The organism is Curtobacterium sp. MCSS17_016 (assembly GCF_003234255.2).
In the GTDB taxonomy this organism is placed as follows: Bacteria; Actinomycetota; Actinomycetes; order Actinomycetales; family Microbacteriaceae; genus Curtobacterium; species Curtobacterium flaccumfaciens.
In genome coordinates this window covers 148,899-174,146 of the sequence record NZ_CP126255.1, presented here as the reverse complement: position 1 = coordinate 174,146, position 25,248 = coordinate 148,899, and the positions used below count along the sequence as shown (strand labels likewise).

The following is a 25,248-nucleotide window of genomic DNA, read 5'->3' as shown; positions in this document are numbered from 1 at the left end:
CATAGGCAAGATATGAACACGTTGCAGGAGAAGGAACCCTACGCCGTACTGTCGTGGGTAGCCCTCGCTATCGTCCCCGTATCGGTCATCGCACTCATCGTCGGCTGCGTTCTCTGACTACGGAGCCGCGCCCGCTGCTCGCCGCGTCCGACGGTTCCATCCGAAAGACCGGTATCCCCGGCTTCGCGTACGCAGACACTGACGGACGGTGGGCGCTCGCCGCACCCTGGCCAGCCACGGACAACATCACCGTGTGCGAAGCAGAAGCGCTCGCCACCGCCATCGCAGTCGCGGCGGGAGACGTGCCACTACACATCGTTTGCGACTCGGAAGCGACACTCGACCAGGTCCGCGCGGCTCTCGATGGCGCCTCTCGGCGGGACACCCGCCCCGCCCGTACCGCAGCCCGCATCGTGGCGCTTGCCCAGGCGCGCACCGCAGAGACCGTGGTCCACTGGGTCCGCGGTCACTCCCAGGTGCACGGCGCCACCCGACTGCACCGCCAGGTCGACCGGGCCGCTCGCCGCGCTGCAAGTAGCGGGCCCACCAACCCCAGCCTGTTCAGCTCTACCGATCACCACCTGCAACTCACCGTCACCGACCTCATCAATACCAACTACCCGGACGTCGCCTGCACCTGTGGATGGGTGCCGCCAGTCACCGGCACCGGCGACCCGTACCCGTCGGCCCCGGCAGCGTGGACGCTTCGCCTGCTCCCCGAGAGCGCCTGGTGACGAAGTCGAAACCCGTCGTCGTCATCGCCACCGACGCTTCCGTCCGCGACGGGCAAGCGTCCGTCGCCTGGGTGACCCGCCGGAACGAGTACGCGACCGCGTCACCATGGCCAGCCACCAACGACACCGACACCGCGGAAGCAACCGCCGTCGTCCTCGCACTGCAGGCCGCTGACCCGACCCGCGGCGCGCACATCATCACGGACAGCCTGATGACTGTGACAGCGCTCCGCCGCACCGCCCGCCGCCGCTACCAGGACGGTGTGAAGCGGCATCTCGACGTCGTGAACACCATTCTCGACATCGCCAGCACCCGCCGAGCACCGACCTGGGTGCACTGGCAGCGTGCACACACGGGCGGCGACGGCACCGCAGCCCTCCAACACGCTGCGGACCGTCTCGCCGCACACGCCGCCCGCGGAAGCCTCCTCGCGCTTACCGGGGAGCCCGCTGACGGATTCGCTGCCAACGCGCGCTCCCGATGGGAGACGTCGCCGATGAGCAGCTGTACCTGCAAGTGGCGTGCGCCAGACTCCGACGACCCGGACCAGTTCACCGTGCACCTCCGGCCGGCGAAGATGCGTGACCTGAACGGAACCGGCCGCATAGAGGCCCTTGCGACCCTGCATCCCAAAGGAGCCCGATGACTGCCGAAGACGAAGTCGATCTGACGACACCCGGCCACCACTGGACGTTGCAGCCGCAGTACAAGCCGGCGAACGGACTCCGCTACCACGCTCTTTCGAACAACAACCAGCACCGCAACGTCTGCGGCAAACGACTCCCGCCCCACCCCTTGCTCCTCGGCTCGACACCCTCAAGAGACCTCTGCGCGGATGCCGAGATGTGGGGAGAGCTCGTCTGTCTTCGTTGCGCGCGCCGACTCGCTGAGGAGCTGACACCGTGACCCGACCTCGCATCGACCTCGACGAGGTCCTCGACAGGTACCTGCGCCGCTTCGGTGCGTTTCCGCCGACGTCGCCGCGGATCCGAGAACGCTCGGAGGAGTGGGTCCGGTTCCATTCGTTCCGCGCCTTGCAGCGGTACCCGCGCGACGCCGCCGACCGGCAGCAGCTGCTCCGCCGGCACGACCGGGTCATCCGCACACTTCGCGGCAGGTTCGGCGGCGGCCGACTCATCGGTCTCGCAGTCGGTCTCGCACCGTGGCAGGGCGTCACCGCAGACGGGCAGCCGGTGACCGTGCACCACGTGCCGAATGTCCTCCCCGGTCTCCGCCACATGTTCAACACGTTCGACCATCCGTATGACGACGCGACCGGCACCTTCGGGGAGCTCTACGCCACCGACCAGCTGACGATGCGCCACCTTCGCCGGGAACTGCTGCGGCAGACGCGAGTGCTCGATTCCGACTTCGCCGTCATCGACGAGACCGCCCGCTGGGTGTACGCACCGTACGACGGCGGCGCCGACATCCTCCTCACCAGCGGCCGCGACCGCGACCTGCTCCGCCGCCAACACACCGACTGGCTTTCACCCTTGGAGAGCGGACTGTGACCGACTACGCAGAGCTCGACCGTCAGTGGTCCCACATGTGGGGACGCGCGTTCCCCGACGTGAACGACCTGTCCGACTTCCACCCGGAACGGCAGGTCACCACCAACGCGCCGTTCGCTGACGTGCTCGCAGCCGTTGGCGCCGGACCCGACCTCATCGCGTTCACCACCGTCTGGACCCACCCGCAGGCTCGAGGTGAAGAGCCCGCACCGCCGCTGGACACCCTCGACCGGTGGGAGCACACCGGCACGGAGCGGAACGCCCGCGGCCTCGCCGACTCCTTCGACGCCCACTTCTGGATCACCACCGAGGTGTTCCGGAGCTCCCTGCCCCGCATCACCGCCGCCTGCGACGACGTCATCATCACCGACCGCACCTGCTCCTGGGCGCTCGCGCCACTACACGCAGACTCGGAACTGTTCGTCGCGGCATCCATCCGCGACCGCATCGCCGTCGAACTTGACGGCGCCCTTCCGCCGCGACCCGCTGCCGCGACGCTCCTACCTGCATCCGAACGTCAGACGGCCGGCGCCCCGGGACGACTGAACCCCGATGCCGTCCGCCCCACCCCGGTCGCACCGGCCGTGTTCCGAGTCCGTGACAAGCCCGGCGGCATCGACGTCACCACCGTGCTCGACGGTCCCCGCGTGTCCCTGCCGGCGACAGTGTTCAAGCAGGCACCGCACTACGATCTGTGCGAATCAGCGCGGGGGTTCAACGGCTTGGACGGCGATCCCGGCCCCTGCGACTGCTGGAAGTCGTACGCCCGACCAGTAGAGGAGCAGTCGTGCAACCGGTGGTCTCCTACCTGACCGAGGACCGGCACCCGGCCGTCGTCCGGACACTGCTGCACCAGCAGGCGCACCTGTTCGGCGGCGACGACACCATCGCCTCGTACGTCGACGACGCCAGCAACCCCGACTTCGACTCGCTCATCGTCACCCGCGACAACCGCACCCGCGGTGCCATCCTCACCCGCCGCCGGTTCCCGGAAACCGTCGAGGTGCACCTCCTCGTCGTCGACGACACCGTCCACCGCACCGGTATCGGCTCGTTCCTCCTCCGGGAAGCAGCAACCCGCGCCCGGACCGCCGGCGCGAAGATGCTCACCGTCCGAGTGCTCATCGAAGGACGCGGCCACCAGGAGTGCGCAGGCGTCCGCACCTTCTACGAAGCGAACGGGTTCATCCCACTCGACAACACCGGACCGACCGTGCTCCTCGCCAAACACCTCACCGAGCTCCAGGACTGAGAGCAGGGGGTAGGAGCGCCGTCCGCGCATACCGACCGCACGACCCGTTCGCCACCGAACCGAACACGGAGGACCACCATGGTTGACCTCGACGACCTCCACGCCCGCTACGACGCCGGCGACATCAACTGGGACGACCTCAGTAAGGCCGAGCGAGAGCACCTCGCCGCGCAACCACCGACCGACGAGCACACGACCTACAAGATGGGCACCCTCGCCATCGACAAGGACCGCGACGTGTGGCGCAACGGCCGCACCCGCTGGTCCTGCACCGCCGACGTCGACGGAGAACGCATCCGCAACACTGCCCGCCTGCCGCAATTCGCGATGATGCGTCAGTACGGGCCGCTGAAGGTCATCGGTGACAAGAACGGGTGGACGTACAAGACCATCCGCGGACGCCGCTGACACTTGCAATAACCGATCGATGAGCTCTGGCTATCGAAAACGTCGCGCCGCCGCATCTGTCAGGTTCGCGGCCACTTCAGACACTTCTGAATGAAGGCCACCACATCACCAGGGGAACAACATGCGCCGTCTCACCATCACCATCGCCGCCGCGCTGACAGTCGCCGCGACGCTCACCGGTTGCACCGCGAACGACGACCCGACGGCGAGTCCGACCCCGACATCGAAGCCGACCGCCACTGCGGCTGCGACCACGCCAACACCGACGGCGACGGCAACAGCAGTCGCCGACCCGAAGGCCGTTCAGCCGACTGCCGCGCCGACCGTGGCACCGGCGCCAGAACCGCCGGCCGCAGCCCCGACCAGTCCCGCAGCCGCACCAGCAGTGTCGGCGCTCGCGCAGCACATCTACGACGAGTGCAACAAGGGCGCCGCGGACGCCGGCGTCACACTGCAACTCACCGCCAACCCCTACGGGTTCGACAGCAACGGCCGCTACCAGCTGCTCTACCCGTTCACGTTCAACGACGGCCACGACGACCCGTACGCCATCTACAGCTGCGTCCTCACCGACAACACCGCTGACTCCACCTTCATCGGCGGCGGGATGACCGACAGCCACTGACCCAGCTGCAGTCCGGACCCTCGCATAGGGCGGTGGACATCTTGTCCACACCCGTTCGGAAGGCCAGCACCCATGCAGTTCAAGTCCCGCATCACGCGAATCGACAGTGAGGGAGTCGAGACGCTGTCCGAGAAGACGAGGTTCGTCCCCGTCGAGCTCACCGCGTTCCTCATCTGGGCGGTCGCCGCCGTCATCAACCTCGGCATTCACCCCGACTCCGGCACGCTGCTCAACGTCATCGGGTTCACGGCAAGCATCGTGTTCCTCGCCATCGAAGTGCCCCTGCTGCTCCTGTCCTTCACCCGACGGAACATCCGATTCAGCTGGTGGAGCCGGACCCCGGGCACCGGCGCACGACTTCACCAGCTGAAGCGGGTTCCCCGTACCAACACCGCGGCGTAGAACCCGCCACACCAGAAGCGCCCTACCAACCAGGTGGGGCGCTTCCGGTGTTCTCGGCCGCCGCATGTACCGGGACCGTGAGACGCATCTGGGGCAACGACCGTGCAGCGACAGACCCGCTGCTGGTCATCGCCGCGATCGCCGTCTCCCTCGTCCTCCTCGTCGGCGGGACGTTCACAGTCCGTGGCCTCATCGCGAACGCCCACCGTGTGAACGCTGTCAACGACCTCGACCGGGTCGCCACCAGCGAAGCCGCCGCCGCCGCTGACACTGCAGGCGCGTTCTTCGACTACAGCTCCGACAACCCCGCGGCGGTCGCCCCGGTCGGTTTCACTGTCACGAACGGGTCCACCGTCACCGCACGGTCCTGCACCACCGGGTGGATGGCGGTCGCCGTCGCCGCCGACGGACGCAAGTGGGTACGCACCTCCGCCTCGCCCGCTACCGCGGAAGCGCCCGCCTCGAGCATGAAACTCCCGGACTGCTTCACCAGCAACGACCTGCAACGGTTCCTCGCCGCACCCGGACTCCCAGCACCCGCTACCGCGCAGTCTGTTGTCCTCGCCGGGAACGCCACCGCCGGCTACCAGGACGGGTTCGGCGACCAGGCACGTTTCAGCGGCCTCCACGGGTTGAACGCCGACCCGAACGGCACTATCTACGCGGCCGACTGCGGCAACAAAGCCGTCCGGAAGGTCACCACCGGAGGTGTCGTCACCACCATCGCATCCAGCACCGGAGTGAACCCTGCCGGCGACCCCGTCCCCATCCTCCCCAGCGGTGCATGCGTCCGCGGCACCGCAGCATCCACCGACCACGTCTACGCCGCCCAAGCCGCGTGGACCCTCTCCGACATCAGCGGCGGCACCATCCGCCCCATCACGCTGACGAACGTCCCCACCAGCACCACCGGACTGCAGCGCATGGAACTGCTCCCCAACGGTGACATCCTCGCCGGCGTCTACAACGCCGTCGTCACCATCAACCCGACCACCGGCCGAGTCACCGTCATCGCCGGCGCGACCGACAACACCGCCGGCTGCACCCCCGGCACCGGCGGCGCTGCCCGCTTCACCGCCATCACCCACGCAGTGCAAGCACCGAACGGCAACATCTACGCCGCCGACACCGGATGCCGCGTCATCTGGCAAATCACCCCCGCCGGCACCGCAACCATCTACGCCGGCTCCACCACCGTCACCGGCTCAGCAGACGGACCCATCGCCTCAGCACGGTTCGCGAACCCCGCCTCCCTCGCCATCGCCACCGACGGCACGTTCTACATCAGCGACATCGCCGACCGCACCATCCGACGCATCAGCACCACCGGGACCGTCACCACCGTGTTCTCCGGCACCGACAACCAAGGCAAACTCGTCCGCGCCTCCGCCATCACCCTCAACCCAGCAACCGGTGACCTCATCGCCTCCAACGAAGACGCGAACGCCAACTCCGTCAACGTCATCTCCACCCACTGACCACTGCCAGCGGGGGTGGAGATGACGTACCCACCGTCGTCAACCGCACCTGAACAGTCACCACCCGCAACGCCGTGCCACATCTGTTCCTCGGTCGAAAGGCAAGTGGCAGCCGCGCATGCGCTCCGATGCCTCTCGTCGCGCATCATCGCGTACGTGAGGGCAACGGCGGCCAGCGAGTAGCCACGCCGCTCGCATGTTTCGTGCAACAGGGGTTGCTGCAGGAAAACGTGCAAGCGGTTCGCCGCATGCTCGGGCACTGTGAACACATCGCAGCACTCCGAAGCCCTCATCGACGAGCACATCCTCGAAGCTCCGGACGGGCGCCGCGTGCGGTTCATCTCCGCGCCAGCGTTCGCCTCTGAACGCACCTGGACGGCGGTGCAGTCCCGCCTCCCCGAACGAGGCAGCGTTCTCGTCACAGCTGACGCGTACAAGGGCGACGATGAGCGAGGTGGCGCCGCGCACTTCGCGCACTGGCGGACGGTCGCCGAGGGGCGCGGCCTCGTGCGCCGTTCTGAGGCTGCCCGCCTGATGGGGGCAGTGCAGCTCGAGGTGGACGAGGAGTCGTTCCGTCGAGCGTGGCGGTCACCCATGGGGCTACTCATCCGGGCAATCGGTGAGGTCGCGTACCGGTTCAAGGGAGTCTCGGTAGGTACGCCGTTCGACAACGTTGAGGTCGCCCGGATTGCGGTCGACGCCTTGGCGGATGAACTCGCTGACCTTGCAGCGAGCGCTGACGACGACACGACGTTCATCACCGACCCGTACGCGTCAGGCTGGGCTCAACAGCGCCTCGAAGAGCGCGGCTTCACGGACGTGACCCCCGCGGTGGTGCAAGCCCCACGGAAGCGCGCCGTGGCACAAGAGCTGGACGAACTCGCTCGCACAGGCCGCACTCGGATGATGACCGAAGCGACGGTGCTGTTCGGCGGGGTGCTCCTCGTCCTTGCATTGCTGGCCGGCGCGAACGTTCGGGTGAGCATCGCAGTGTTCGCCAGTGCGGTCTGCGCAGCGGGCGTGCTCGACCGGATCTTCACCCGGAGCGCCCGCCGACAGTGGCGCCTGGCGGAAGTGGCAATCCGTGACGAACTCGCCACGGCCGGCGTATGACCGACCGGACCCTCATCCGCGTCGCGTCGGAGCTCCGCGGCAATGAGTCGTACCTACTCGACGCCTCTCCTGTGTTCCGGGAGGACGAGACCCCGTTCATTGCTGAGGGCGGCCGCCCGCCACGAAGCATCCACGAGTACGAGACCAGCGTCCTCCGCAGGGCTCGCCAGCGGCATGCGGTCAGCCCCTGACCCGACGTCCGCCGCATAGCACCGGGCGGACGAACAACCACCGCTCCGACTCACGAGTTTGACTGGCGGGTGGGCCCGTGGTGTCGCTATGGCAGCCGCGGGCCGTCCACGCAACGACTGGCGAGACGGCGTCCTTCACCGGCGTGACCCTCCAGCTGGTCGGGTGTCCCGAGTTCATGCTGCGGCCCTCGGGGCGCCGTCCGTCGAACCGACAACGAGGAGACCCAGATGAGCGCGTTCACTGTCGGCACTGTCGCGTCCCGTGACATCGGCCGCGGCGTGGAGGTGTTGCTCCGCTGCAACATCATCACCCCGGACTACGAGGATGGCGCCATCGGCTGGGTCACCAGCGACGAGGGGTTCGGTGGTCAGGTCATCCCCGAAGACAAGTTTGGTGTCCATCTCCTCTTCGAGCAGGACCGGGCCGCAACCCTCGTCTTCATCGGTGACGCAGCGACGACCAGGACGACGGTCGGCGCGTTCCCGGACGTCCGCGCCATCCGTGAGTCGTACGACGATGAGGATGAAGGGTACGACGCCGCTGATGCGCTGGTCGACGCCCGTCGGGACCTGTTCCGAGACGCCGTTGCGGACCAGCCTGTCGGCACAGTCCTCGTCATCGTCGACGCTGAGGCCGGAGCGGCCACCGGTGCAGCACTTCGAACCGACGACGGGTGGGTGTCGACGACGAACAGCTACGAGTTCACCTTCGACGACCCGGTGAACTCGGCCGTCCTCGCCGTCCCCGCTGAGTACGACGAGAACATCGCCTGATGGTCGCGAACCACAACACCGTGCAGAGCATCATGCGACAGCGACCGCTCATCGTGCACCCGGACTGGCCCATCCCGGAGATGCCAGCACGGTTCACGCAGCGTGAGCTTGAGGACCTGCCATGGGGGACCACGTTCATCGCCGTCGCCGGTGAGGACGAGGAGACCCGGCGGGAGATGGGGGAGGTGCGGCTCATCGTCGTACCCGTCATCGACTCGTCGAACCCCGACCCGTTCATCGACCAGTACGGCACCCGACTCCGCCTCACCGACATCGACGTGTCGAGCATCCGCGACGTCGCCGGCCCGCCACCGATCCGCCCGGCAGAGACGGTCAGCTGATGGCGGACTGCACCGAACGGTGGTTCGTCCACGAGGACGGGCTCGAGGACGACCCCTGCACCTGTGAACGGGAAGCGAACCACATCAGCGTCCACATCTGCGGCGACTGCCACAGCGTGTTCGCCAGCACAGGAGAGGTCGTCCGGTGGTGACCAACCTCGAGCATGCCCTCGCGCAGACCGCCGAGGTCGCCGTCCACGTGGACCTCGGTGCCGACACCCGCACCCGGTTCGAGACACTGCTCCGCGACATCATCACGGACGCTGACTACACACCGAAGGTCACCTCCGACGGTGAAGGCTTCATCGTCCAGTGGATGGCCGGCAGACGGTACCTCTACGTCGAGGTGTACTCCGACGGTGAATGGGCCCTGTTCGAAACCGCCGACGACGGCAGCATCACCATCAACGAAGCCGGCGACGGCCTTCCCGACCTCGATCGCGTCCGAGCACGCATCACCGCGCTCACCGATCACGTCACAGCGGTACGCGCAAGCCGGGACGCCCCACGATGACGGGGTCGCCGGACACCGTGCGCCCACGCCATGATCGGCATGTGCATCCTCTCCGCCGCCGCCTGGTCGCCGCGCTCATCCCGGTCATCGCCGGAACCATCGCTCTCACCGGCTGCAGCAGCCACGAGGACGCGGTACCGAAGAACTACGGACACCAGTGGATGTCGCAGATGTCGTCCCAGCTCTCCAGCGAGTACGGCGGCGGTGGCGGCCGACTCGTCCTCGGCGACGACAACCCGAAGAAGGCAACCGCCAGTATCGCCCTGCAGAACAACCTCGAGGGCCCGTACGACATCCTCGCCGTCTGCCGGTCAACAGAAACGGTGCACCTCACCATCCACGCGTTCACCGCCACGAAAGACGGCAGCGGACAGTCCCTCGACACGAAGGAACGACTCGGCGAAGCAGACATCGACTGCGGCGCCACCATGCGCATCCCCATCGACGTACCTCGGGGCCGCGACGGCATCACCCTCGACGCCTCCACGACAGACACGTCCGAACGCACCCTGTTCGAAGCGTCCATCGTCACCCGCGGCGCGAAGGCATAGCGCGCAAGACCTTCGGCGGGCGGCGGACACCAGCGGCTGCACGTACGATCAAGAGGCAGGCGAGGGGGACGCGATGCGGAAGGTATGGCCAGCGGCCGTGGCGCTCGCCGCGGCGACACTGCTGACGGCGACGGGCTGCTCATCATCGTTTTTCGAGCCGATGGCGGATCCGGTCGGAACGTGGACACTTGCACCGGACGGCGGCAGCACCATCGTTTTGCGGGATGACCACACCTTCACTGCTGAGGGCGTCCCGCAGGGCGTCGCTTGCGCGCGGGATCTCACCGTGGACATCCTGGACGGGTGCAGCACCGGCAGTCTGCCGGTGGACTTCTCCGGCTCATGGGATCTCGAGGAGGGGAACATCATCGTGGTCGTCTTCGAGACCGACGACAGATGGGTGATGAGCGGCGTCCGCAGCGGGAAGACCCTCGGATTTTGGGTTGGCGACCGTGAGCGCCCCGACCCGACGTACAAGTACATCCACGACTGAGCTGCCCCGTACTCTGACGGCATGCCCGCACCGCAGCCGCCGTTCAACCCCGCCACAGCTTCGGTCCGGGAGCTCCTCGCCGGCTACGCGGCGACGCTGGACGAGTTGAACGCTCGCGGCATCGTCCGCACCCGCAACCCACCGCTCGGCGACCTGGCGGAGACGCTGGTGCTGCGGACGTACGGGGGAGCACTGCCGAAGAACTCGTTCGCTTCCTACGACCTGCTCACCGACGATGGCATCACCGTGCAGGTGAAGGCCCGTCTCCTCGACCGAGCGGACAAGTCGTCGCAGACGTTCTCCGCGTTCCGGTCATTCACCTTCGACGTCGCCGTGTTCCTCCTCTTCGACGCCGCGAACTACGACCTTGTCTGGGCTCGGGAACTCACCGCCGACGAAGCGGCGTCGCTCGGCCGTCGCGTCGAACACACGAACAGCACCGCCATCCCCATCCGCCGCGTCGCAACCATCGGCATCGACGTCACCGACCGGGTCTCCGCCGCGTACGACCGGATCGACGAACCGGTTCAGCAGTAACTCACTGCCGCGCATAGAAGCCGCATGAGCGCGAACCACCCCTCCACGGAGGAAGCCGACGGCAGCCCGGACGAACTCGCCGCCGCCCACGCGACTCTGCAGGCCATCCGGGAATGGCGTTGGAAGGACAACGCGACGCTCAACGAGTTGGAGGAGCTTCTGGGCATCGGCCGTGCCCTCGTCAGCTACGAGCCGCACCGTGCGCTCGACGCCGTGAAAGCAGAAGCTGCAGCCACAGCGCTCGAGTCTGCCGCCACCGACTGGGCTGCCGACCCCGCAGCATGGGGCGACAACGACAAGGACTACCGCAACACGTTGCGGGAGCGCGCCGCCGCGTACCGAGTAGGCGACGTTGTCGCACAGGCGACCACGCAGCAGTAGCGAGGTGCCGCGCATAGACGCAGCATGAGCACGAAGCAGCCCGCCGCCGAGAAGGTCGTCGCGACGAACCGTCGCGCCCGCCACGAATACCAGGTCGAGGACACGTACGAGGCGGGTCTGGTCCTCACCGGCACCGAGGTGAAGTCCCTCCGCGACGGCGGTGCGTCCCTCATCGACGGGTACGCGTACCTCGACGGCGGGGAGGCGTACCTCGACGCCGTCCACATCGGCGAGTACCGAGACGGAACGTGGACGAACCACGCTCCCCGTCGCACGCGGAAGCTGCTGCTGCACAAGCGGGAGCTCGTGAAACTCAGCCATGCCGTCGCTGATGGCGGGTACACCCTCATCCCACTCCGCCTGTACTTCTCCGGCGGCCGCGCGAAGGTCGAACTCGCCGTCGCGAAGGGCAAGAAGGCATACGACAAGCGCCACACCCTCCGCGAACAGCAGGACAACCGCGAAGCGGAACGCGCCATCCGAGAGCGGAACCGGTGACCGACGGCGTCGCACCGGGCACCGTGACGCTCACGACCCGAGTCCGCGTCCTCAGAGAGCGCATGTACCCGACGGTGGAAGAAGCTGCCGAGCACGGTGGCCTGACCGGCGAACGGTGGCGGGCCATCGAAGCGGGGGCGCGACCCACTGCGGGGGAGTGCCTCAGCCTCAGCTGGGCGCTCGGAGTGTCCCTCGATGTCATCCGCGGCCGCGGCATCACGGCCGACGCGAGCGACGAAGCCGATGTGCACATCGCGGCCATCCTCGACGTCGCGGCGAGGCTACAAGATGACGGCCTTCTGCCGGCGAGCAGCAGCAGCCGCCGCGCATAGGAGTAGCAGACCGACGCGACGACGACGGTCCGAGAGGATGACGTCATGAGCTTGTTCGGCCGGAAGCGCCGCCACACCCCACCGCCACCCTCAGCGCCGAGCCCGGTGAAGGTACCGCCGTTCGGCTCCATCGTTCAACCTCAAGCGGATGTCACCGTGCCGGGCCGCGGTGTCGTCGCAACACCGCGAACACCGGGCCGTGTGGTCGGCGACGTCGAGAAGCGTCTGCCGGCCGACCAGGTGTTCGTCGAGTGGTACGGCGGCGCCATCACATCAATCCGCGTCGCCGACCTGAAACCACTGTGGTTCGAACCGGAACGAACCCCACCGCAGCAGCCCCGCCGAGCACCCCAGCAGCAGTTTCGTCCGGCCAGCCCCGCCGGTCCTCGTCGTGTCCGCACGGAGCTCATCACGGAGACGCCGACGGACCCGAACAGACCGATGGGAACGCCGCCTCCTCCGCAGCGGATGCCCGACGGGTCCGTCGCCTACACCGTCTACGAGACCGTCGAACCGGTGGACCCGTCGCAACTGCAGGAGCCTGCCGGCCGATACCGGAACCCGGACGGCAGCTGGCGCTATGTCACCTACGAGACCGAGGAGCCGGCGTAGCCCGAGCCCCCACCGCGTCCGCGCATAGGCGGTGCATGGCCGAGACCACATTGCCCATCCCCGATGACCGGGTCCTCCCACACCTGCACCTCACGGAGGCGGAGACCGTCCTGGTGCTCGCGGCCTTGCGGGCAACGGAAGACCGCTCCACCGGCACGCGTGCCGCCGAGGTCGCAGCCATCCGCAAGAAGCTCGAGACGCAACGGGCATCGTCGCATCGCGTCGTCCGCAAGATGATGGCGCGTGAGCAGCTGAACGCCATCAAGCGTGGGCAGATGCCACGCATGGTGAACGGTGCCCGCATCGTCACCCGCCGGGACCGACACCGGTCCCGGAAGCAAGTTCTACACGCCACGATCCTCGACGATGGCCACCCGGAGGAGCTCAACGTCCGCCTCGACGACGGTACCTGGGACCAGTGGGTGTGGTCCGACCCGATGCTCCGCATCGAAGGCGAAGCGGAGTACGACGAGACCGCGTAGTGGTTCGCCGCATCTGCTGCTCGTGAACGAACGCAGGCCCGCTTGGCTCAGGTCCGGTTGGCGCTGCGGACGACCGGTGTAGCCACGGCAGCCGGCCGTCGTTCACCACCCGGCGCGGGCTCGGACCGCCGCCAACATCCCAGGAGCCCCGGCACTGCAATGCCGGGGCTCCTTGCGTGCCCGTGGCATAGACCCGGCATGGAACCCGTCAACCTCGACAAGCCCGAGCCGGTAAACGTCAGCCCCGTCCAGTCCGGTCGTCCCGCCCGCCCATCGAAGCCGAAGCGACAGCGGAAGGCGAAGGAGCGCGGTGGCCCGCCCGACCTGACGCTGGTCATCTCGGCCATCGCCGTCATGGTCCTTCTCCTGGTGGGAGGCACCTACGCCGTCGGCGGCATCATCAGCACCGCGAAACACGCCTGCGAGCAGACGAACTCCGACAGCTGCGACCAGCCGGGCATCAGCACCGGGTGGGACGTACCGATCTTCCCATAGGGGGGTGGGTAGCGCACGCCCCGGGTTGCTCCCGATGGCATAGGACCGGCATGGTCAACCTTCACCTCAACAAGGGGCCGGCGCAGTCTGGCCCGACGTCGAACCAGTCGGTCAAGCGACGCAAGCTGGCCCTGCCGAAACGGGCACCGTCCATCCCCGACATCATCGTCGGCGTCGCGGTGCTCATAGCCGTAGCCGTCGGCCTCTTCCTCGGAGTGTCGCTCGTCATCGGCGGCAGCCACGGAGCAGGCGTTGGAGCACCTGTCGGCCACTACCAGTGCGTCGACGACTACGGCCAGCCCCTCTCGGATGACCGGTGCGACTGGTGACGGGTCACGTCGCGCTGGAAGGCGCGAAGCGCCGGGGCGCCGTCTTCACCACCGCCCACCAGGTCAGCGTCGCCTGCACGGTTGCTTGGTGGTCGCGGTGACGTTCGCTCCGGGAACCGTCGCGGTTCGTACCGCCGGGAGCGGCGTCGAACTGCTCCTCCGCACCGCCGCCACCAGCAGGCCGACGTGGCTGTCTTCTGGCGACGGGTGGGGAGGCGATGAGGTGATAAGCGCCGAGGACCTCGTCGCCACGTTTGTCGCCGTCGCCGCCGACACCCCGGGACGTCTGGTCGTCATCACCGACGCGTTCGAGTTCGACAGCCACCTCATCGGCATCCCGAACACCGACGGCGTCTACGACACCCCGGAGGAAGCGGAAGCCGCCGTCGCGTGGGCGACGAACCTCCGCGAGAACATCATCCGCCGCACCATCGCCATCGCCGGAGACGTTCCCGGCGCAGTCCTCGCCGCACTGCCGTTTGGCCGGAGCGTCGCGGTGGCCGCAGCGCTCCGCGTCAACGGGGGCTGGCTCGTCACAGAGAACACCACCCGCTACGGCGACCCGACGGACGTTCGCATCCTCGTCGCCCCGAAGGAGTACCAGCGTTGAAGCCAGTCCCAGACACCCTCCGCGCCCTCGCACGTCGCGGGATGCTCTCCTACCTGGTGACCGCGGACCGGTCTTGGTGGGAGTGGCTGCGTCACGTCCGCCTCGCCCTCCACGGTGCGGCCGGTGAGCTCGAGCGGCTCAACCGCGCCCTCGACGAGCAGACGCTCCGCCGAACGTTCCGTACCGCCGGTCTCTCCGACACCGACTCGGAGGTCGCCGCAGCGGCCGTCCGCGCGGAAGTGGCGACCGTTCCCGCTTGACCGGCATAGCCGTCGACGCCTCACCCACCCCGACTCTGCTTGAAGGAGCATCATGACCGACACCATCACGACCCCGCCGACCATCGACGCGTGGGAGACCGAGAACGGCCACGCTGTCGTCCTCGGTGCCGGCACTCCGGCCGAGGTCGCCACCATCTGGAACGCGTACATCGCCGACTCGTACACGCCGGGCACCGACGAGTACAACACCGGGTTCACCAACGCGGAGCTCGTCCGAATGCACTGGAAGCAGGCTTACGTCGCCCTGCCGCTGCCGGACGGGGAGAACGAAGACCTCGACCTCAGTGAGACGCCCACTGACCGGCACGGCACCGTCATCCACATCGCCGAACGCGCCGAGCCGGCGCTGAGCCCGGACGCGACCGTCGGCGTCATCCTCTCCCCGGGCCGCTTCGCAGCGTGACCGCGGCCGGATTTGAACCGCTGCCGTCCCCGGCCGCCGCCGGTACTGTTCGACCATGACAGCGGGGGAGCAGGTAGTGACGAGCGGCACCAGCGAGAGGCTGGCTGACACAGCGTTCACGTCCGGCAGCCGGCGCCTCATCTGGGTGGTCCTTCTCGCCGTGGCCGGGCAAGCCGTGTTCTCCTCCTGGCAGGTCGGCGCGAACCTCCCTTCCACTGGGGGCACCGCCGCCATCCACGAGGTGGACTTCGCATCGCACCCGTCCTGGGGATGGACCGGCCTCACCGTGGCCATCGCCGCCGCAGGATGGCTGACCGCCGTGCACCGGAAGAACCGTCGCCGCGGCGACGAGCACCAGACGCTCAACGTCACCGTGAAGGCCATCATCGCCATCACGTTGCTTGTCGCCCTCCTCCTGCCAGCTCAGGTCTTCTGGGTGCAATGGGCGACGCACCACGGGATAGAGCACCCGTTCATCCTGTGGAACGTCACCACGACCCAACGGACCTACAACCTCTGACCAAATCGTCAGCAGGGGAGCACTGAACCGCCTGCGCCTCGGGGTCGCCCCGGCGACCGCGCATAGTACGGTCGACGCCCGCCAGTCGAAGGAGAACCAAGTGCCGACCACGTTGACCGCGTACCTGCACGGTGCCCGCGTCGGCTGGTTCACCGACACGACGTTCACCTACGACCGGGCGTGGGTTGCGGGAGCCGGCGGGCAGGCCTTCGCCCTGACGTTGCCGACGACGCAGCTCGAGCACACGGGTCCGCACGTCACCGCGTTCCTGCAGGGGCTGCTTCCCGATGACGAGCTGACGACGACCCGGTGGGCGGCACGGTACGGCACCACGACCGCGCCGACGGACCTCCTCGCACACGTCGGCGGCGACGTCGCTGGCGCTGTCCAGTTCACCGCCGACAACCACGGCCGCACCTGGACGCCGCCCGGCACCCTCACCCCGGTGTCTGACGCAGACATCGCTGCGCACCTTCGGGCCCTCCGGGAGCAGCCGGAGGCATGGGATCTGCCGTCGTCGGAGTTCACCCTCGGCGGCTTCCAGTCAAAGTTCACCCTCACCCGCACCGACACGGGATGGGCGGTACCGTCCGCCGGCGCTGCGTCCACGCACATCGTGAAGCCGGGCATGCACCGGCTGCCGTCGCAGGCGGTCTTCGAGCACCTGACGCAGCACGCCGCCGCACAGGTCGGCATCCCCGCGGCGGAAACGACGCTGGCCATGTTCGAGGACATGCCGGCACTCGTCGTCACCCGATACGACCGCACCGCCGGCGACCGGGTTCATCAGGAAGACCTGATGCAGGCCCTCGGCCTTGACCCTGAAGGGAAGTACCAGGCGGAAGGCGGCCCAGGCATCGACCAGGCAGCCTCGGTCATCCTCCACGCGACCGGGCCCACGGACGCCGTCACCGACTACCTCATCCACGTCGCGTTCCACTGGGTACTGATGAGCACCGACGCGCACGCGAAGAACACCAGCCTCATCCACACCGCCACCGGCACGACCCTCGCCCCGCTGTACGACGCGGCGTCGATGCTCGCCTACCCACACGTCGGAGGGTTCCACCCGCGTAAGGCGAAGCTCGCGATGAAGGTCGGCAAGACGTACACCGCCGACCGAATCGAACCACGACACCTGCACCGCGCTGCGGCCGCCGCCGGCGCCGACCCGGACGTCGTCCTCAGCCGGGCACGGCACATCGCCGCCAGCCTTCCCGGCATCGTCACCGCGGAAACCGACCGACACCGGAACCTCCCCGTCGACGGAACGGTCCTCGACACGTTCACCGCAGCACTCACCCGCCGATGCGCAGCCCTCGTCGGCCGCATCGACGACGCGGCCGCAGGCGGGTACTCGTCACCGCGGTCGAGCTAGCGGGCCTCGCGCCGACAGTTCCACCTACTGCTCGGGTGGGAACAGCTTGTCGACGGAGAACTCGTCAGAGATACGCTCGAACCGCTCCGGGTCCTGGACGCGGATGATGTCGAGTAAGCCCTGCTGCCCGTCCTCGTCGTACTCACCCTCCGGGACTTCGAGGTTGTCACGGAACGTCTGCTCAACGTCGTCGAGGGACGGGTCGTCTGTCGCCATGGTGGGCAGCGTATCCGGCGCGGTCTTCGCCCGCGCATACCCCTCCCGAACGCCGCACTCCCGTCGACCGTTTCGTTGCCGGCATAGGGGCCGTCGTTCACCGACACTGGAACAAGGGAGGGTGCCATGGCAGACCACAACAGCGACAAGCACGAGGCGAACTTCATCGCCGCGGCGACGGAGAAGCACAACGGCTTCTACGATTACTCGCACGTCGAGTACGTCAACGCCGGGACGAAGGTCACCATCGGCTGCCCGAAGCACGGGAAGTTCAACCAGGCGCCGGCGGACCACAAGAAGGGGCAGCGCTGCCCGCAGTGCTCCGGTCGCCGCGGTGCGACGAACGCCTCCCGGGCCGACCTGTTCATCAGCCAGTCGAAGGCCAAGTTCGGCGACCGGTTCGACTACTCGAAGGTGGTGTTCATCGACCAGCGGACGAACGTGACCCTCATCTGCAAGACGCACGGCGAGTTCACGATGCGCCCCACGAATCACCTGGCCTCCGAGTCCGGCTGCCGCAAGTGCGCTGACGCGGCCCGCGCGAACAGCGTCTCCGCGACCGCGCAGGCGGCACGAGGACGCTCCGCCGTCCTCCCGAAGCGGTTCGAGGCGGCTGCTGGCGGCGGCGACATCGTCGTCCGCGTCGCACTCGTCTCGGGTCGCGGAGTGCAGTGGCCGGCACGGTACCGTCCGCGACGCGACATCCTCATCAGCGGGCGAGCGACGTTCAAAACCCTGTCCGACCTCATCGAAGCAGCATTCGACCGCGACGACGAGCACCTGCACGAGTTCACGATGGCGGACGACGGCGTCACCATCGCACCGAACAACATCGACGGCCGCGGCCGCTACATTGACGAAGCGGAAGCGCCCGTCAGCATCCTCGACCAGCACGAGCAGTTCACCTACCGGTACGACTTCGGCGACGACTGGACCCACACCTGCACGGTGGTCGCCGCAGGAGTCTCAGCGAGCAAGCTCGGCTACGACGACCTCGCCACCGGGGTCGTCATCGACTCGGTTGGCGACGCCCCTGAGCAGTACCCGACCTACGACGACGAGGATTAACCGGCGCTCCGTCCGTCAGCTGCGGGCCGGTCGGAGCTCCTCGGCCGGGCCGAGCGCTTCGGCGGCGGCTGCCGCTGCGTCCCGGTGCCGGTGCGCCAGCGTCTCGAGCACGTGTTGCATGACCTTCGTCTCCGCGTCGGTGGCCCGGTACCGGCGACGGCCGGGCAGTACGACGGCGAGGACCCGGTCGGTGAACGTCGGGCGGAGGTGTCGGAGTAGCACCGCGGCGAGGTTGGCCTGCCCGGTGGCGTGGTCAGCTGCGGCGATGAGGGACCGGGTCGCGCTGACCGACGCTCCGTAGGCGATGGCGGCGTTCGTCGTCACCGCGACGTTCTGGTTCGTCTCGGCGTAGCTGGCGAGCTCTGCTGCGGCGACCGCGGTGAGTTCCTTCGACAGCGGCGGCCCTGCGTTGAGGCGCGCACCGCTGCGACCGCGAACACCGGCGCCGACTTGCCTGCCGATGATGACCGCGGTGCCGCGACGGAGTTCAGCGGCGACGCGGCCGAACTCGAAAGCGTTCTCCTGCTGGATGTCGATGTCGGCGAAGGCGGCACGGATGGTGTCGATGGTGTGGTCCATGTTGGTGCCTATGCGGCGTCGCCTGTGACGGAGGCGTTGAAGTCTGCTTCGAGCTGGGTCTTGGCGGTGGCGGCCGCGTCGCCGGCGAGTTGGACGGCGAGACGGAGTGCGTCACTCTCAGCCCGGTTCAGCACCCGCTGCGGGCTCAGACCCGAGAGCTGCGAGTCGATGGACCGCAGCCACGCGAAGCGACGCTGATGGCGGAGACGACGGGCGCCGGCTGCGATGTTCCGGGCTGACGTAGCATCCGCGGTGGCGGCCTGTGCCCCTTCGACGTCCCGGGCCGCGGTTGTTGCCTCATCGGCGGCCGCGGCAGCGCGGCCCTGGTTGTCCTGCACCGTGCGGAGCGCGTCGGCGATGCGGGCGGACTCCCATGCGGTGAACCATGTGCGTTGCGTGTCAACGGGTCGGGCCTTCGGGCCGGTGTGCTTGCTGAACTGCACCCCGAAGTGTCGGAGGTTGATGTACCCGACCGGCTCGGCGTCATCATCGCCATCCGGCGGGAACGCGGTCCTCGCCTTCTCGATGAACGTCTGGTGCTCGGCGATGACGGTCAGGGCTGCGCGGATGGTGTCGAGGCTCACGCCTTGTTCTATGCGGCACAGCGCCGGTTAGGGAAGCGGCTGCTCGTGCCAGTAGACATGCGCGTCCGTGTGGAACGTGCGGTACTTCTGCTCGATGGCGGTGCGGAAGTTGGTGGAGACGCTGACGACAGTGTCGTCGGATGTGGTGAACGCGTCCGACCCGCCGGCGGACTTCGCGTCGAGCGGGTCGAACGTGCTGGCGATGCTGTGCTGCAGCTTCGTCACACTGTCCTGGCTGAGGCCGAGTTGGGTGATGACGGACCGATGCCGGCGAACCGCTTCGTCGGGATCTTCGGTGACCCAGCCGCTGACCTGCAGCTGGAAGTGCCGGCCTGCGGGGATGAGGACCTCGCCGGTCTTCGAGTCCGTTGACGTTGTGTCCGCATCCCAGTAGTCGAAGATGAGGTCCCGGGCGTGCATCGTGACAGCCTTGCCGTCGGCGAGCATGAGCCGCACCTTCCGGGGCTCACCTGAGCTGTACGCCCCAACGTGCGTGTGCTTCGTGGTGCCGGCGTCGATGCCGTACTTCTTCGCCGACGGTACGCCCGTCAGGTCCCACACCTCGACGTCGCCGTCCTGGGTACGTGCCGTCGGCTGCGGCCCGTGGTGGCTCACGCCGTACTTGTCACGTGGGACGGTGTTCTTGCCGTACGTGATCGGTCCGACGCAGCCGGTCAGCAGTGCAGCGACGAGCACAACGATGACGCCGGCCCCTACCCGTGTTCGTACCCCCATGCTTCGCAGCTTACGGACGGACACCGGTCCTGCACACAACGGAAGCGCTGCCGTGAGGCGGCTCCCGCGAGGTCAGGCGGCGTCGGTTGCGTCCTCGAGCTTGTCGAGGAGGTCCGTTTCGTGCTGGCTTCGGATGATGGTCAGCGCTTGGACGACCGCTTCGCGTTCCCCAGCGGTCAGCATGTGCCACTTCGGCTTCGCTGGCGGCAGCAGTCCGAACAGGCGCCGCTGTGTCGGCTGAGGCGCGTTGATGGTGGCGAGGAGGCCTGGGACGGCGTCGGCAGCATCGGCTGCTTCTTCAGCGGAACGGATGAGGTTCCGGGCGACCTCTTCGGCGAACTCCGGCGCTGCGGACCGCATGGTGGTCGCTGCTTCCCGGCGGGAGCGTTGCACCTTCGGCAGGAGCGCGATGACCTGCCGGTTCAGGTCCCCGGGGAACGGTTCGGTGACCTTGTTCGGCCACGTCTGGTGGAAGGTGGCACCGCGGGTGCGCAGTGGCCACCCTTGGCCGGCGGTGTGGATGCGGGACGCGATGCTGTCGATGAGGGTCTGCGTCTCGGTCATGTCAGCGAGAACCGCTTTCGTCTCGTCCAGGGTGTGCATCCTGCGTTGGGCCTTCCTGCTAGCCCATCAAGGGTACGCGAGACCGCTCGGTCTACTCCGTCGTGGGGAGGCCGACGCGGGTCAGGACCCCGGCGACCTTCTCAGCGAGCGCTTCGCCGACGGTGCCTTCCGCTGCGGTCTTGTCGTGGATGGCGAGCGCGAGCACTGCGACGTCCAAAAGCCGTCGTTGGAGGGAGCCGATGCGCCCATCGGTGAACGTGAGCGCTGCCGCGACTGCGCCGGCGCTCACGCTGAGGGAGGCGGCTCGGCGGCGGAGCGTCAGCTCGACGGGTTCGGCGCCGCTGCTGGGGTACCTGGTGAGGTTGTAGAGGACGATGCAGGCGTTGAGGTGCTGCAGGTCGGAGACGCCGGCGGTGAGTGGGTACGTCTGGTCGTCGCGGTGCGTGTGTGCGAGCAGCGCCGTACCGGCACGTCCGGTGTTCCCGTCGAGGTGCTCCCACGCGCCGAGCGCTGCGAAGGCCACGTCGAGGAGTTCCCCTTGCAGGTCGTCAAGGGTGTGCGTGGTGCCCTTCCGCGGGTTCTCCCCGAAGTACCCGCCGATAGCAGCGGTGACTTCACCGACCTCCTCGACGAGCTTCCCGACGCGGCGGTGGGTGACGAGGTCTTCGTGCATGCCGTCCGGGTAAGTGGAGTCCAGCCAGGTGCTGAACCGACCGGTGGCGTCGTCGATGAACGACAGGGTGTGGCCGCTCATGCGGGTTTCTTCGTGGTGAGGAGTGCGAGGACGGTGGGGGAGATGTGCTCGTCGAGGGTGAGGGTCTCCACGCCGACGACGGCGCCGACTGCGTCGTAGTCCACGAGGAGGCCGCCGCCGACGTCGCGCGTGACGGCAACGTCGTGGTCGGTTAGTCGGAAGTAGCCGACGCCGAGGTCGGGCGTGACGGTGACGGTCAGCGTCGTCTGCTCACCCATCAGCAGCCTGTCGCGCAGTCGTAGCCGATGACGGCGTTCTGCTTCGCCGTGCGCCCGCAGACGCTGCAGCGGCCCTTCCCGAACTCACGCCACACGTCCGTGTGCAGCGTCGCGACCGTCTTGCTGAACTCGTCGAGCATCCGCAGCGCGTCGTTGAGGAGGTCGATGTCGTCGGCGGTCGTCGCTTCGGTGATGAGCGCCAGCTGGTCCTTCGAGGACAGGCCCAGCCCGTTCCCAGCGGAGAACGCGGCAGTGCGGCGGTGCTGCAGTTCGCGGAGCGCGGCCGCCATGTCGTCACGGGACTCCGTCGGCGCCGCGGGGACCGCGGACGGGTCCTGCTCGAGGCGCGCTATCTCCTTGTCGTAGAAGGTGACCGCGTCAAGGTTGTGCTGTGCAGTGCGGGCGCACAGCTCCCGGTCCCGGCGGTACCGCGCGAGGGTGTCGTTCACGTCGGCAGTCATGGGTGGTCCGCTCCTGGGGTGGTGTGGGTTCGGTGGCCGCTGATGCGGGTGGAAAGGGTGGCGACGACCATGCTGCGCACCAGCGGCAGCCCGGTGGTGGCGAGGAACACGTCGCTGCGGATGCCTTCGGCGTCTTCACCGATGAGGTCGTGCCGGTCGAGGACGTGGGATGCGGCGACGAGGTCGTCGAGACCGGCGAGGAGCTCCCGCCTCGCGTTGATCACGCGTTCCATCGACAGCGCCAGCTGCTGATGCGCGTCCGCCGTCTCAAGGCCGGCGGTCATGCGGGGACCAGCCCGGCGAGGCGAAGGCACCACTCGTGGTCGGACTCCGACCAGGCGCCGCACTCCCGGCACGTCGTCGGCAGTGGCTGGCCGGGCCGCCGCACCTGCGACGTCGGGTGGACCGGCGAGGTGAACGTCTCCCCGTCGAACCGGACCCCGAGGTACTGCTTCGGGAACGACACGAGCGTCCCCGGACGCCCCTCGACGATGAGACGTTCGCCACGCTTGTAGTCCACCTTGTACCGGTTCCGGACGTACTCGGCGCTCACGCTTCACCCTCCCGGCGGAGAGTGAGCGTCCACTGCTCACCGTGGATGAGGGGCGACGGGAGGTGGTCCTCGAACAGGTCGATGACGGCACGGACACCGTCGTTGAAGTCGTCGTTGTAGCCCTTCTCGGCGTACTGACCGTGCTCGGTCGGCTTGAGGAGGTTCTCCAGGTCGTCGACGGTGAAGACACGGGACGGGTTCGGGCCAGGCATCGGCGCTGCTTTCCGGGAGTCGAAGGGGATGGCTGTGTTGGTGTGCTGGTTCGCAGGTGGGCGCTCGTCGCCGCGCCGCAGGAGCGCTTCGAACTCGTCGTGGAGACGCCGGAGTTCGGTGACCTGCTCATCGGTGAGGTTGAAGCGGGCGGCGATGTCCGGCATGGCCGGTTCGTCGAACACGGGGTCGTCGTCGGGCCCCAGGTCCCAGCCGACGATGACGCCGTAGATCCACGCGTCGGACCGCGTCTGTGACCAGTCCGCGGACGACATCGCGACGTGTTGCCGGAGCTCGTGGAGGACACCGCTCACGGCAGCACCTCGAACTGCCTGTGGAAGTCCGCGAACGACAGGCGGCGGCGAACAACGGACGGCGGGTCGCCGCGGTAGTTCAGGCTGACGGTCCGGCCGGGCCAGTCCACGGCGCAGACGAGCCCGGAGACGAGGGTGCCCTTCCGCTGCACTTCGTCACCGACGCGCGGTTCGACGAGCGGCGGGTGCTGCTCTAGGAGCGTGGCAACTTCGGTGAGCACCCGGGCGACGGCTGCGGAGACGTTGCTGCTGCCGAGCGGCAAGCCGCGGCTGAGCTTGTCCGCCGCGAGGCGAAGCAACGCTTCGTCGGTGTCGTCGGGGCCCTTGTGGGAGACGGTCGCCTCAGCGCGAAGCCGGGTGAGGGCTTCGTCCAGGTCGGTGCTCAACATGCGGGTCGCTCCTGTCGGGGGCTGCGGTCGAAGGACCTATGCGCGGATGGTGCCGGCAGCCGGAGAACCCGAACGCGCATAGGTCGTGCATGAACTCACGCTTGCTCATCACCGACGGGGTCCTCTCCGTCATCCCCGACGACAACCGCTACCAGGCGCCGGACCCGGAGAACGTCGCGACCCTGCCGCACGAGACGCTGCTGCAGTTGGCTGCGTACATCGGCCGGCAGGACCGGCAGCACGCCATCATCGAAGGGTTCATCTGGGTCGACTCGTACGACCAGACCGTCGAGGCGCGAGAGTGCGACTGCGGCTGCCAGGACGACGAGGAGACCGACGTGGACATCCTCCGCCGCGACCCGGACGAGTTCCTGGCGAAGGTGCAGGAGGAGCACGAGTCGTTCCTGCCCCGCTACCTCGTCAGCGTCCGCGCGTTCATCGACTTCGACTTCCACCTCGACGTCCGCCGGAACGGCTACATCATGGGCCGTGACGCGGACGAGGTCCTCGCGTTCCTGCAGGAGGCACAAGCAGCTGGCGTCGTCTTCGCCTGAACCTCAGACGAGTAGCTCTCCCGCGACCTGCCAAGCGGTGCGCTTGAAGTCTGAACTGTCAACGACCCCAGGAGTTGATGCGCGCTGCGAACTCCCACGCCTGCCGCTCAAGGGCCGACGGAAACGGCACCACGATGGTTTCGTCGGAGGTAGCGATCGTGAGATACCGATTGGACGTGTCCTTCTTCATGCCGGACCCGGCGACCGCACCGACAACAGCGCCAGTGCCTCCGACGAGCAGACCACCGACGAGCGCACCCCCGAGCGTCCGCCCGGTCGAGGAGCGTTGCGATACCGTGCCGTCCACCGTCGCGGTTGCGCCTGCCATACGCCACCGGCGCGACCCGTGCGCGAGCTTGCTGCCCTCGAAGTAGTACCCCTGAAAGGCGCCGGCGGGTGCGATGAGACGACGTTCCGGCTGGTTCTCGCTCTCTCGACGCGCTTGCTCCTTTTGCTCCTGACGCCACTGCACGTCGCCCGTGGTCAGGTCCGTAAAGGGAACACCCGTCGCGTTGGAAACCGCGTCCGCAAATGCCTCGCCGGAACCATCGCGGTTGAATAGGAACGTCAGCCCGTCCCGTTTTGGCTCGGGGGTGCGTGACCAGCCCTTAGCGCGCACACGGAGTTGGTGGTCCTCGTACTCGAGGGACTCCACCTTCGCCAGTGGTATCCGCACGCCCTTGGTCATCTTGGCGCTGCGGACGCTGAACGCAAACCTGAACTCGATGTGGTCATCGGTGAGGGTCGCGGTCCCGTCACGGCCTTTCAGTTCCATAGCGCTCATGCTGCCAAGGGGCAAC

Annotated in this window: 46 protein-coding genes; 33 read left to right on the top strand and 13 right to left on the bottom strand. The window is 67.9% G+C overall.

What is annotated here, in order from left to right; translation table 11 throughout:
• The first annotated feature begins 413 nt into the window (after positions 1 to 413).
• The 31 genes from DEJ19_RS19545 (at position 414) to DEJ19_RS19395 (ending at position 17,249) form a co-directional block, all read left to right on the top strand.
• A complete protein-coding gene (locus DEJ19_RS19545) occupies positions 414 to 734 on the top strand; it encodes a hypothetical protein (protein ID WP_181441435.1) in 321 nt (106 codons plus the stop codon).
• The gene (locus DEJ19_RS19540; protein ID WP_181441436.1) at positions 731 to 1,381 is read left to right on the top strand and encodes an RNase H family protein; all 651 of its coding nucleotides are present in this window, start codon (positions 731 to 733) and stop codon (positions 1,379 to 1,381) included. Before DEJ19_RS19545 ends, DEJ19_RS19540 begins: the two co-directional genes overlap by 4 nt.
• Complete coding sequence (locus DEJ19_RS19535; RefSeq protein ID WP_146250513.1) at positions 1,378 to 1,641, top strand: hypothetical protein; 264 nt, start codon at positions 1,378 to 1,380, stop codon at positions 1,639 to 1,641. Before DEJ19_RS19540 ends, DEJ19_RS19535 begins: the two co-directional genes overlap by 4 nt.
• Complete coding sequence (locus tag DEJ19_RS19530; RefSeq protein WP_111232108.1) at positions 1,638 to 2,249, top strand: DUF3885 domain-containing protein; 612 nt, start codon at positions 1,638 to 1,640, stop codon at positions 2,247 to 2,249. The genes DEJ19_RS19535 and DEJ19_RS19530 overlap by 4 nt, the downstream gene beginning before the upstream one ends.
• Positions 2,246 to 3,061, top strand: a complete 816-nt coding sequence (locus DEJ19_RS19525; protein ID WP_146250515.1) for a hypothetical protein — start codon at positions 2,246 to 2,248, stop codon at positions 3,059 to 3,061. Before DEJ19_RS19530 ends, DEJ19_RS19525 begins: the two co-directional genes overlap by 4 nt.
• Positions 3,037 to 3,501, top strand: a complete 465-nt coding sequence (locus DEJ19_RS19520; protein ID WP_181441437.1) for a GNAT family N-acetyltransferase — start codon at positions 3,037 to 3,039, stop codon at positions 3,499 to 3,501. The genes DEJ19_RS19525 and DEJ19_RS19520 overlap by 25 nt, the downstream gene beginning before the upstream one ends.
• A 78-nt stretch (positions 3,502 to 3,579) precedes the next feature.
• Positions 3,580 to 3,909 (top strand): hypothetical protein, encoded by a 330-nt coding sequence (locus DEJ19_RS19515; RefSeq protein WP_111232111.1) that lies wholly within the window; start codon positions 3,580 to 3,582, stop codon positions 3,907 to 3,909.
• Between the two features lie 121 nt (positions 3,910 to 4,030).
• The gene (locus DEJ19_RS19510) at positions 4,031 to 4,534 is read left to right on the top strand and encodes a hypothetical protein (protein WP_111232112.1); all 504 of its coding nucleotides are present in this window, start codon (positions 4,031 to 4,033) and stop codon (positions 4,532 to 4,534) included.
• Positions 4,535 to 4,606: 72 nt separating this feature from the next.
• Positions 4,607 to 4,936: a hypothetical protein gene (locus DEJ19_RS19505; RefSeq protein WP_111232113.1), complete on the top strand. Its 330-nt coding sequence runs from the start codon at positions 4,607 to 4,609 to the stop codon at positions 4,934 to 4,936.
• A 77-nt stretch (positions 4,937 to 5,013) separates the two neighbouring features.
• The gene (locus tag DEJ19_RS19500) at positions 5,014 to 6,414 is read left to right on the top strand and encodes an NHL repeat-containing protein (protein ID WP_146250517.1); all 1,401 of its coding nucleotides are present in this window, start codon (positions 5,014 to 5,016) and stop codon (positions 6,412 to 6,414) included.
• 261 nt (positions 6,415 to 6,675) lie between these two features.
• Positions 6,676 to 7,527, top strand: a complete 852-nt coding sequence (locus tag DEJ19_RS19495) for a hypothetical protein (protein ID WP_111232115.1) — start codon at positions 6,676 to 6,678, stop codon at positions 7,525 to 7,527.
• On the top strand, positions 7,524 to 7,718 hold the full coding sequence (locus DEJ19_RS19490; protein WP_111232116.1) for a hypothetical protein: 195 nt from the start codon (positions 7,524 to 7,526) through the stop codon (positions 7,716 to 7,718). The genes DEJ19_RS19495 and DEJ19_RS19490 overlap by 4 nt, the downstream gene beginning before the upstream one ends.
• Positions 7,719 to 7,946: 228 nt before the next feature.
• Positions 7,947 to 8,492 (top strand): hypothetical protein, encoded by a 546-nt coding sequence (locus DEJ19_RS19485; protein ID WP_111232117.1) that lies wholly within the window; start codon positions 7,947 to 7,949, stop codon positions 8,490 to 8,492.
• A complete protein-coding gene (locus DEJ19_RS19480) occupies positions 8,492 to 8,833 on the top strand; it encodes a hypothetical protein (protein WP_111232118.1) in 342 nt (113 codons plus the stop codon). Before DEJ19_RS19485 ends, DEJ19_RS19480 begins: the two co-directional genes overlap by 1 nt.
• Entirely contained in the window at positions 8,833 to 8,985 is a 153-nt protein-coding gene (locus tag DEJ19_RS19475) for a hypothetical protein (RefSeq protein WP_181441438.1), read from the top strand. Before DEJ19_RS19480 ends, DEJ19_RS19475 begins: the two co-directional genes overlap by 1 nt.
• Positions 8,982 to 9,347 carry a hypothetical protein gene (locus tag DEJ19_RS19470; protein WP_146250519.1) on the top strand — a complete coding sequence of 122 codons (366 nt, stop codon included), beginning with the start codon at positions 8,982 to 8,984 and terminating at the stop codon, positions 9,345 to 9,347. The genes DEJ19_RS19475 and DEJ19_RS19470 overlap by 4 nt, the downstream gene beginning before the upstream one ends.
• Positions 9,348 to 9,388: 41 nt before the next feature.
• Positions 9,389 to 9,898 carry a hypothetical protein gene (locus tag DEJ19_RS19465; protein WP_111232120.1) on the top strand — a complete coding sequence of 170 codons (510 nt, stop codon included), beginning with the start codon at positions 9,389 to 9,391 and terminating at the stop codon, positions 9,896 to 9,898.
• Positions 9,899 to 9,995: 97 nt separating this feature from the next.
• Positions 9,996 to 10,391, top strand: coding sequence for a hypothetical protein (locus tag DEJ19_RS19460; protein ID WP_111232121.1), 396 nt, complete (start codon positions 9,996 to 9,998; stop codon positions 10,389 to 10,391).
• Between the two features lie 21 nt (positions 10,392 to 10,412).
• A complete protein-coding gene (locus DEJ19_RS19455) occupies positions 10,413 to 10,928 on the top strand; it encodes a DUF6998 domain-containing protein (protein ID WP_111232122.1) in 516 nt (171 codons plus the stop codon).
• A gap of 24 nt (positions 10,929 to 10,952) precedes the next feature.
• On the top strand, positions 10,953 to 11,309 hold the full coding sequence (locus tag DEJ19_RS19450; protein ID WP_111232123.1) for a hypothetical protein: 357 nt from the start codon (positions 10,953 to 10,955) through the stop codon (positions 11,307 to 11,309).
• Positions 11,310 to 11,333: 24 nt separating this feature from the next.
• A complete protein-coding gene (smpB, locus tag DEJ19_RS19445) occupies positions 11,334 to 11,807 on the top strand; it encodes an SsrA-binding protein SmpB (RefSeq protein WP_111232124.1) in 474 nt (157 codons plus the stop codon).
• Positions 11,804 to 12,139 carry a hypothetical protein gene (locus tag DEJ19_RS19440; RefSeq protein WP_111232125.1) on the top strand — a complete coding sequence of 112 codons (336 nt, stop codon included), beginning with the start codon at positions 11,804 to 11,806 and terminating at the stop codon, positions 12,137 to 12,139. Before smpB ends, DEJ19_RS19440 begins: the two co-directional genes overlap by 4 nt.
• A gap of 201 nt (positions 12,140 to 12,340) precedes the next feature.
• Positions 12,341 to 12,751, top strand: coding sequence for a hypothetical protein (locus DEJ19_RS19435; RefSeq protein ID WP_111232126.1), 411 nt, complete (start codon positions 12,341 to 12,343; stop codon positions 12,749 to 12,751).
• Between the two features lie 35 nt (positions 12,752 to 12,786).
• Positions 12,787 to 13,233: a hypothetical protein gene (locus DEJ19_RS19430; RefSeq protein ID WP_111232127.1), complete on the top strand. Its 447-nt coding sequence runs from the start codon at positions 12,787 to 12,789 to the stop codon at positions 13,231 to 13,233.
• A 198-nt stretch (positions 13,234 to 13,431) separates the two neighbouring features.
• Positions 13,432 to 13,728: a hypothetical protein gene (locus DEJ19_RS19425; protein WP_111232128.1), complete on the top strand. Its 297-nt coding sequence runs from the start codon at positions 13,432 to 13,434 to the stop codon at positions 13,726 to 13,728.
• 50 nt (positions 13,729 to 13,778) lie between these two features.
• The gene (locus DEJ19_RS19420) at positions 13,779 to 14,057 is read left to right on the top strand and encodes a hypothetical protein (RefSeq protein WP_111232129.1); all 279 of its coding nucleotides are present in this window, start codon (positions 13,779 to 13,781) and stop codon (positions 14,055 to 14,057) included.
• An 88-nt stretch (positions 14,058 to 14,145) separates the two neighbouring features.
• Positions 14,146 to 14,667 carry a hypothetical protein gene (locus tag DEJ19_RS19415; protein ID WP_111232130.1) on the top strand — a complete coding sequence of 174 codons (522 nt, stop codon included), beginning with the start codon at positions 14,146 to 14,148 and terminating at the stop codon, positions 14,665 to 14,667.
• Entirely contained in the window at positions 14,664 to 14,927 is a 264-nt protein-coding gene (locus tag DEJ19_RS19410) for a hypothetical protein (protein WP_146250521.1), read from the top strand. Before DEJ19_RS19415 ends, DEJ19_RS19410 begins: the two co-directional genes overlap by 4 nt.
• Positions 14,928 to 14,979: 52 nt before the next feature.
• On the top strand, positions 14,980 to 15,351 hold the full coding sequence (locus DEJ19_RS19405) for a hypothetical protein (protein WP_111232132.1): 372 nt from the start codon (positions 14,980 to 14,982) through the stop codon (positions 15,349 to 15,351).
• A 55-nt stretch (positions 15,352 to 15,406) separates the two neighbouring features.
• A complete protein-coding gene (locus DEJ19_RS19400; RefSeq protein ID WP_146250523.1) occupies positions 15,407 to 15,871 on the top strand; it encodes a hypothetical protein in 465 nt (154 codons plus the stop codon).
• Positions 15,872 to 15,971: 100 nt separating this feature from the next.
• Positions 15,972 to 17,249: a HipA domain-containing protein gene (locus tag DEJ19_RS19395; protein WP_111232134.1), complete on the top strand. Its 1,278-nt coding sequence runs from the start codon at positions 15,972 to 15,974 to the stop codon at positions 17,247 to 17,249.
• 24 nt (positions 17,250 to 17,273) lie between these two features.
• On the opposite strand, the gene DEJ19_RS19390 is transcribed toward DEJ19_RS19395, so the two are convergent.
• Positions 17,274 to 17,465, bottom strand: coding sequence for a hypothetical protein (locus DEJ19_RS19390; RefSeq protein WP_111232135.1), 192 nt, complete (start codon positions 17,463 to 17,465; stop codon positions 17,274 to 17,276).
• 126 nt (positions 17,466 to 17,591) lie between these two features.
• Here DEJ19_RS19390 and DEJ19_RS19385 point away from each other — a divergent pair, with 126 nt between their 5' ends.
• Complete coding sequence (locus DEJ19_RS19385) at positions 17,592 to 18,533, top strand: DUF723 domain-containing protein (RefSeq protein ID WP_111232136.1); 942 nt, start codon at positions 17,592 to 17,594, stop codon at positions 18,531 to 18,533.
• A gap of 15 nt (positions 18,534 to 18,548) precedes the next feature.
• On the opposite strand, the gene DEJ19_RS19380 is transcribed toward DEJ19_RS19385, so the two are convergent.
• The 11 genes from DEJ19_RS19380 to DEJ19_RS19330 all read right to left on the bottom strand — a co-directional run bounded on the left by DEJ19_RS19380 (position 18,549) and on the right by DEJ19_RS19330 (position 23,894).
• On the bottom strand, positions 18,549 to 19,112 hold the full coding sequence (locus DEJ19_RS19380; protein WP_111232137.1) for a hypothetical protein: 564 nt from the start codon (positions 19,110 to 19,112) through the stop codon (positions 18,549 to 18,551).
• A gap of 8 nt (positions 19,113 to 19,120) precedes the next feature.
• The gene (locus DEJ19_RS19375; RefSeq protein ID WP_111232138.1) at positions 19,121 to 19,696 is read right to left on the bottom strand and encodes a hypothetical protein; all 576 of its coding nucleotides are present in this window, start codon (positions 19,694 to 19,696) and stop codon (positions 19,121 to 19,123) included.
• A gap of 27 nt (positions 19,697 to 19,723) precedes the next feature.
• Positions 19,724 to 20,431: a hypothetical protein gene (locus tag DEJ19_RS19370; protein ID WP_146250525.1), complete on the bottom strand. Its 708-nt coding sequence runs from the start codon at positions 20,429 to 20,431 to the stop codon at positions 19,724 to 19,726.
• A 72-nt stretch (positions 20,432 to 20,503) separates the two neighbouring features.
• Complete coding sequence (locus tag DEJ19_RS19365) at positions 20,504 to 20,995, bottom strand: hypothetical protein (protein WP_146250527.1); 492 nt, start codon at positions 20,993 to 20,995, stop codon at positions 20,504 to 20,506.
• A 91-nt stretch (positions 20,996 to 21,086) separates the two neighbouring features.
• Positions 21,087 to 21,749: a MazG-like family protein gene (locus DEJ19_RS19360; RefSeq protein ID WP_111232141.1), complete on the bottom strand. Its 663-nt coding sequence runs from the start codon at positions 21,747 to 21,749 to the stop codon at positions 21,087 to 21,089.
• The gene (locus DEJ19_RS19355; protein ID WP_111232142.1) at positions 21,746 to 21,967 is read right to left on the bottom strand and encodes a DUF2283 domain-containing protein; all 222 of its coding nucleotides are present in this window, start codon (positions 21,965 to 21,967) and stop codon (positions 21,746 to 21,748) included. Before DEJ19_RS19355 ends, DEJ19_RS19360 begins: the two co-directional genes overlap by 4 nt.
• Entirely contained in the window at positions 21,967 to 22,428 is a 462-nt protein-coding gene (locus DEJ19_RS19350) for a hypothetical protein (RefSeq protein ID WP_111232143.1), read from the bottom strand. Before DEJ19_RS19350 ends, DEJ19_RS19355 begins: the two co-directional genes overlap by 1 nt.
• Positions 22,425 to 22,712 carry a hypothetical protein gene (locus DEJ19_RS19345; RefSeq protein WP_111232144.1) on the bottom strand — a complete coding sequence of 96 codons (288 nt, stop codon included), beginning with the start codon at positions 22,710 to 22,712 and terminating at the stop codon, positions 22,425 to 22,427. The genes DEJ19_RS19350 and DEJ19_RS19345 overlap by 4 nt, the downstream gene beginning before the upstream one ends.
• The gene (locus DEJ19_RS19340) at positions 22,709 to 22,981 is read right to left on the bottom strand and encodes a hypothetical protein (RefSeq protein WP_111232145.1); all 273 of its coding nucleotides are present in this window, start codon (positions 22,979 to 22,981) and stop codon (positions 22,709 to 22,711) included. Before DEJ19_RS19340 ends, DEJ19_RS19345 begins: the two co-directional genes overlap by 4 nt.
• Positions 22,978 to 23,505, bottom strand: a complete 528-nt coding sequence (locus tag DEJ19_RS19335; protein ID WP_111232146.1) for a hypothetical protein — start codon at positions 23,503 to 23,505, stop codon at positions 22,978 to 22,980. The genes DEJ19_RS19340 and DEJ19_RS19335 overlap by 4 nt, the downstream gene beginning before the upstream one ends.
• Positions 23,502 to 23,894, bottom strand: coding sequence for a hypothetical protein (locus DEJ19_RS19330; protein WP_111232147.1), 393 nt, complete (start codon positions 23,892 to 23,894; stop codon positions 23,502 to 23,504). The genes DEJ19_RS19335 and DEJ19_RS19330 overlap by 4 nt, the downstream gene beginning before the upstream one ends.
• 89 nt (positions 23,895 to 23,983) lie before the next feature.
• Between DEJ19_RS19330 and DEJ19_RS19325 the strand changes: the two genes are divergently transcribed.
• On the top strand, positions 23,984 to 24,448 hold the full coding sequence (locus DEJ19_RS19325; RefSeq protein WP_111232148.1) for a hypothetical protein: 465 nt from the start codon (positions 23,984 to 23,986) through the stop codon (positions 24,446 to 24,448).
• 58 nt (positions 24,449 to 24,506) lie between these two features.
• Here the strand turns inward: DEJ19_RS19325 and DEJ19_RS19320 are convergent, their stop codons facing one another.
• Entirely contained in the window at positions 24,507 to 25,223 is a 717-nt protein-coding gene (locus DEJ19_RS19320) for a hypothetical protein (protein ID WP_146250530.1), read from the bottom strand.
• Positions 25,224 to 25,248: the final 25 nt, after the last annotated feature.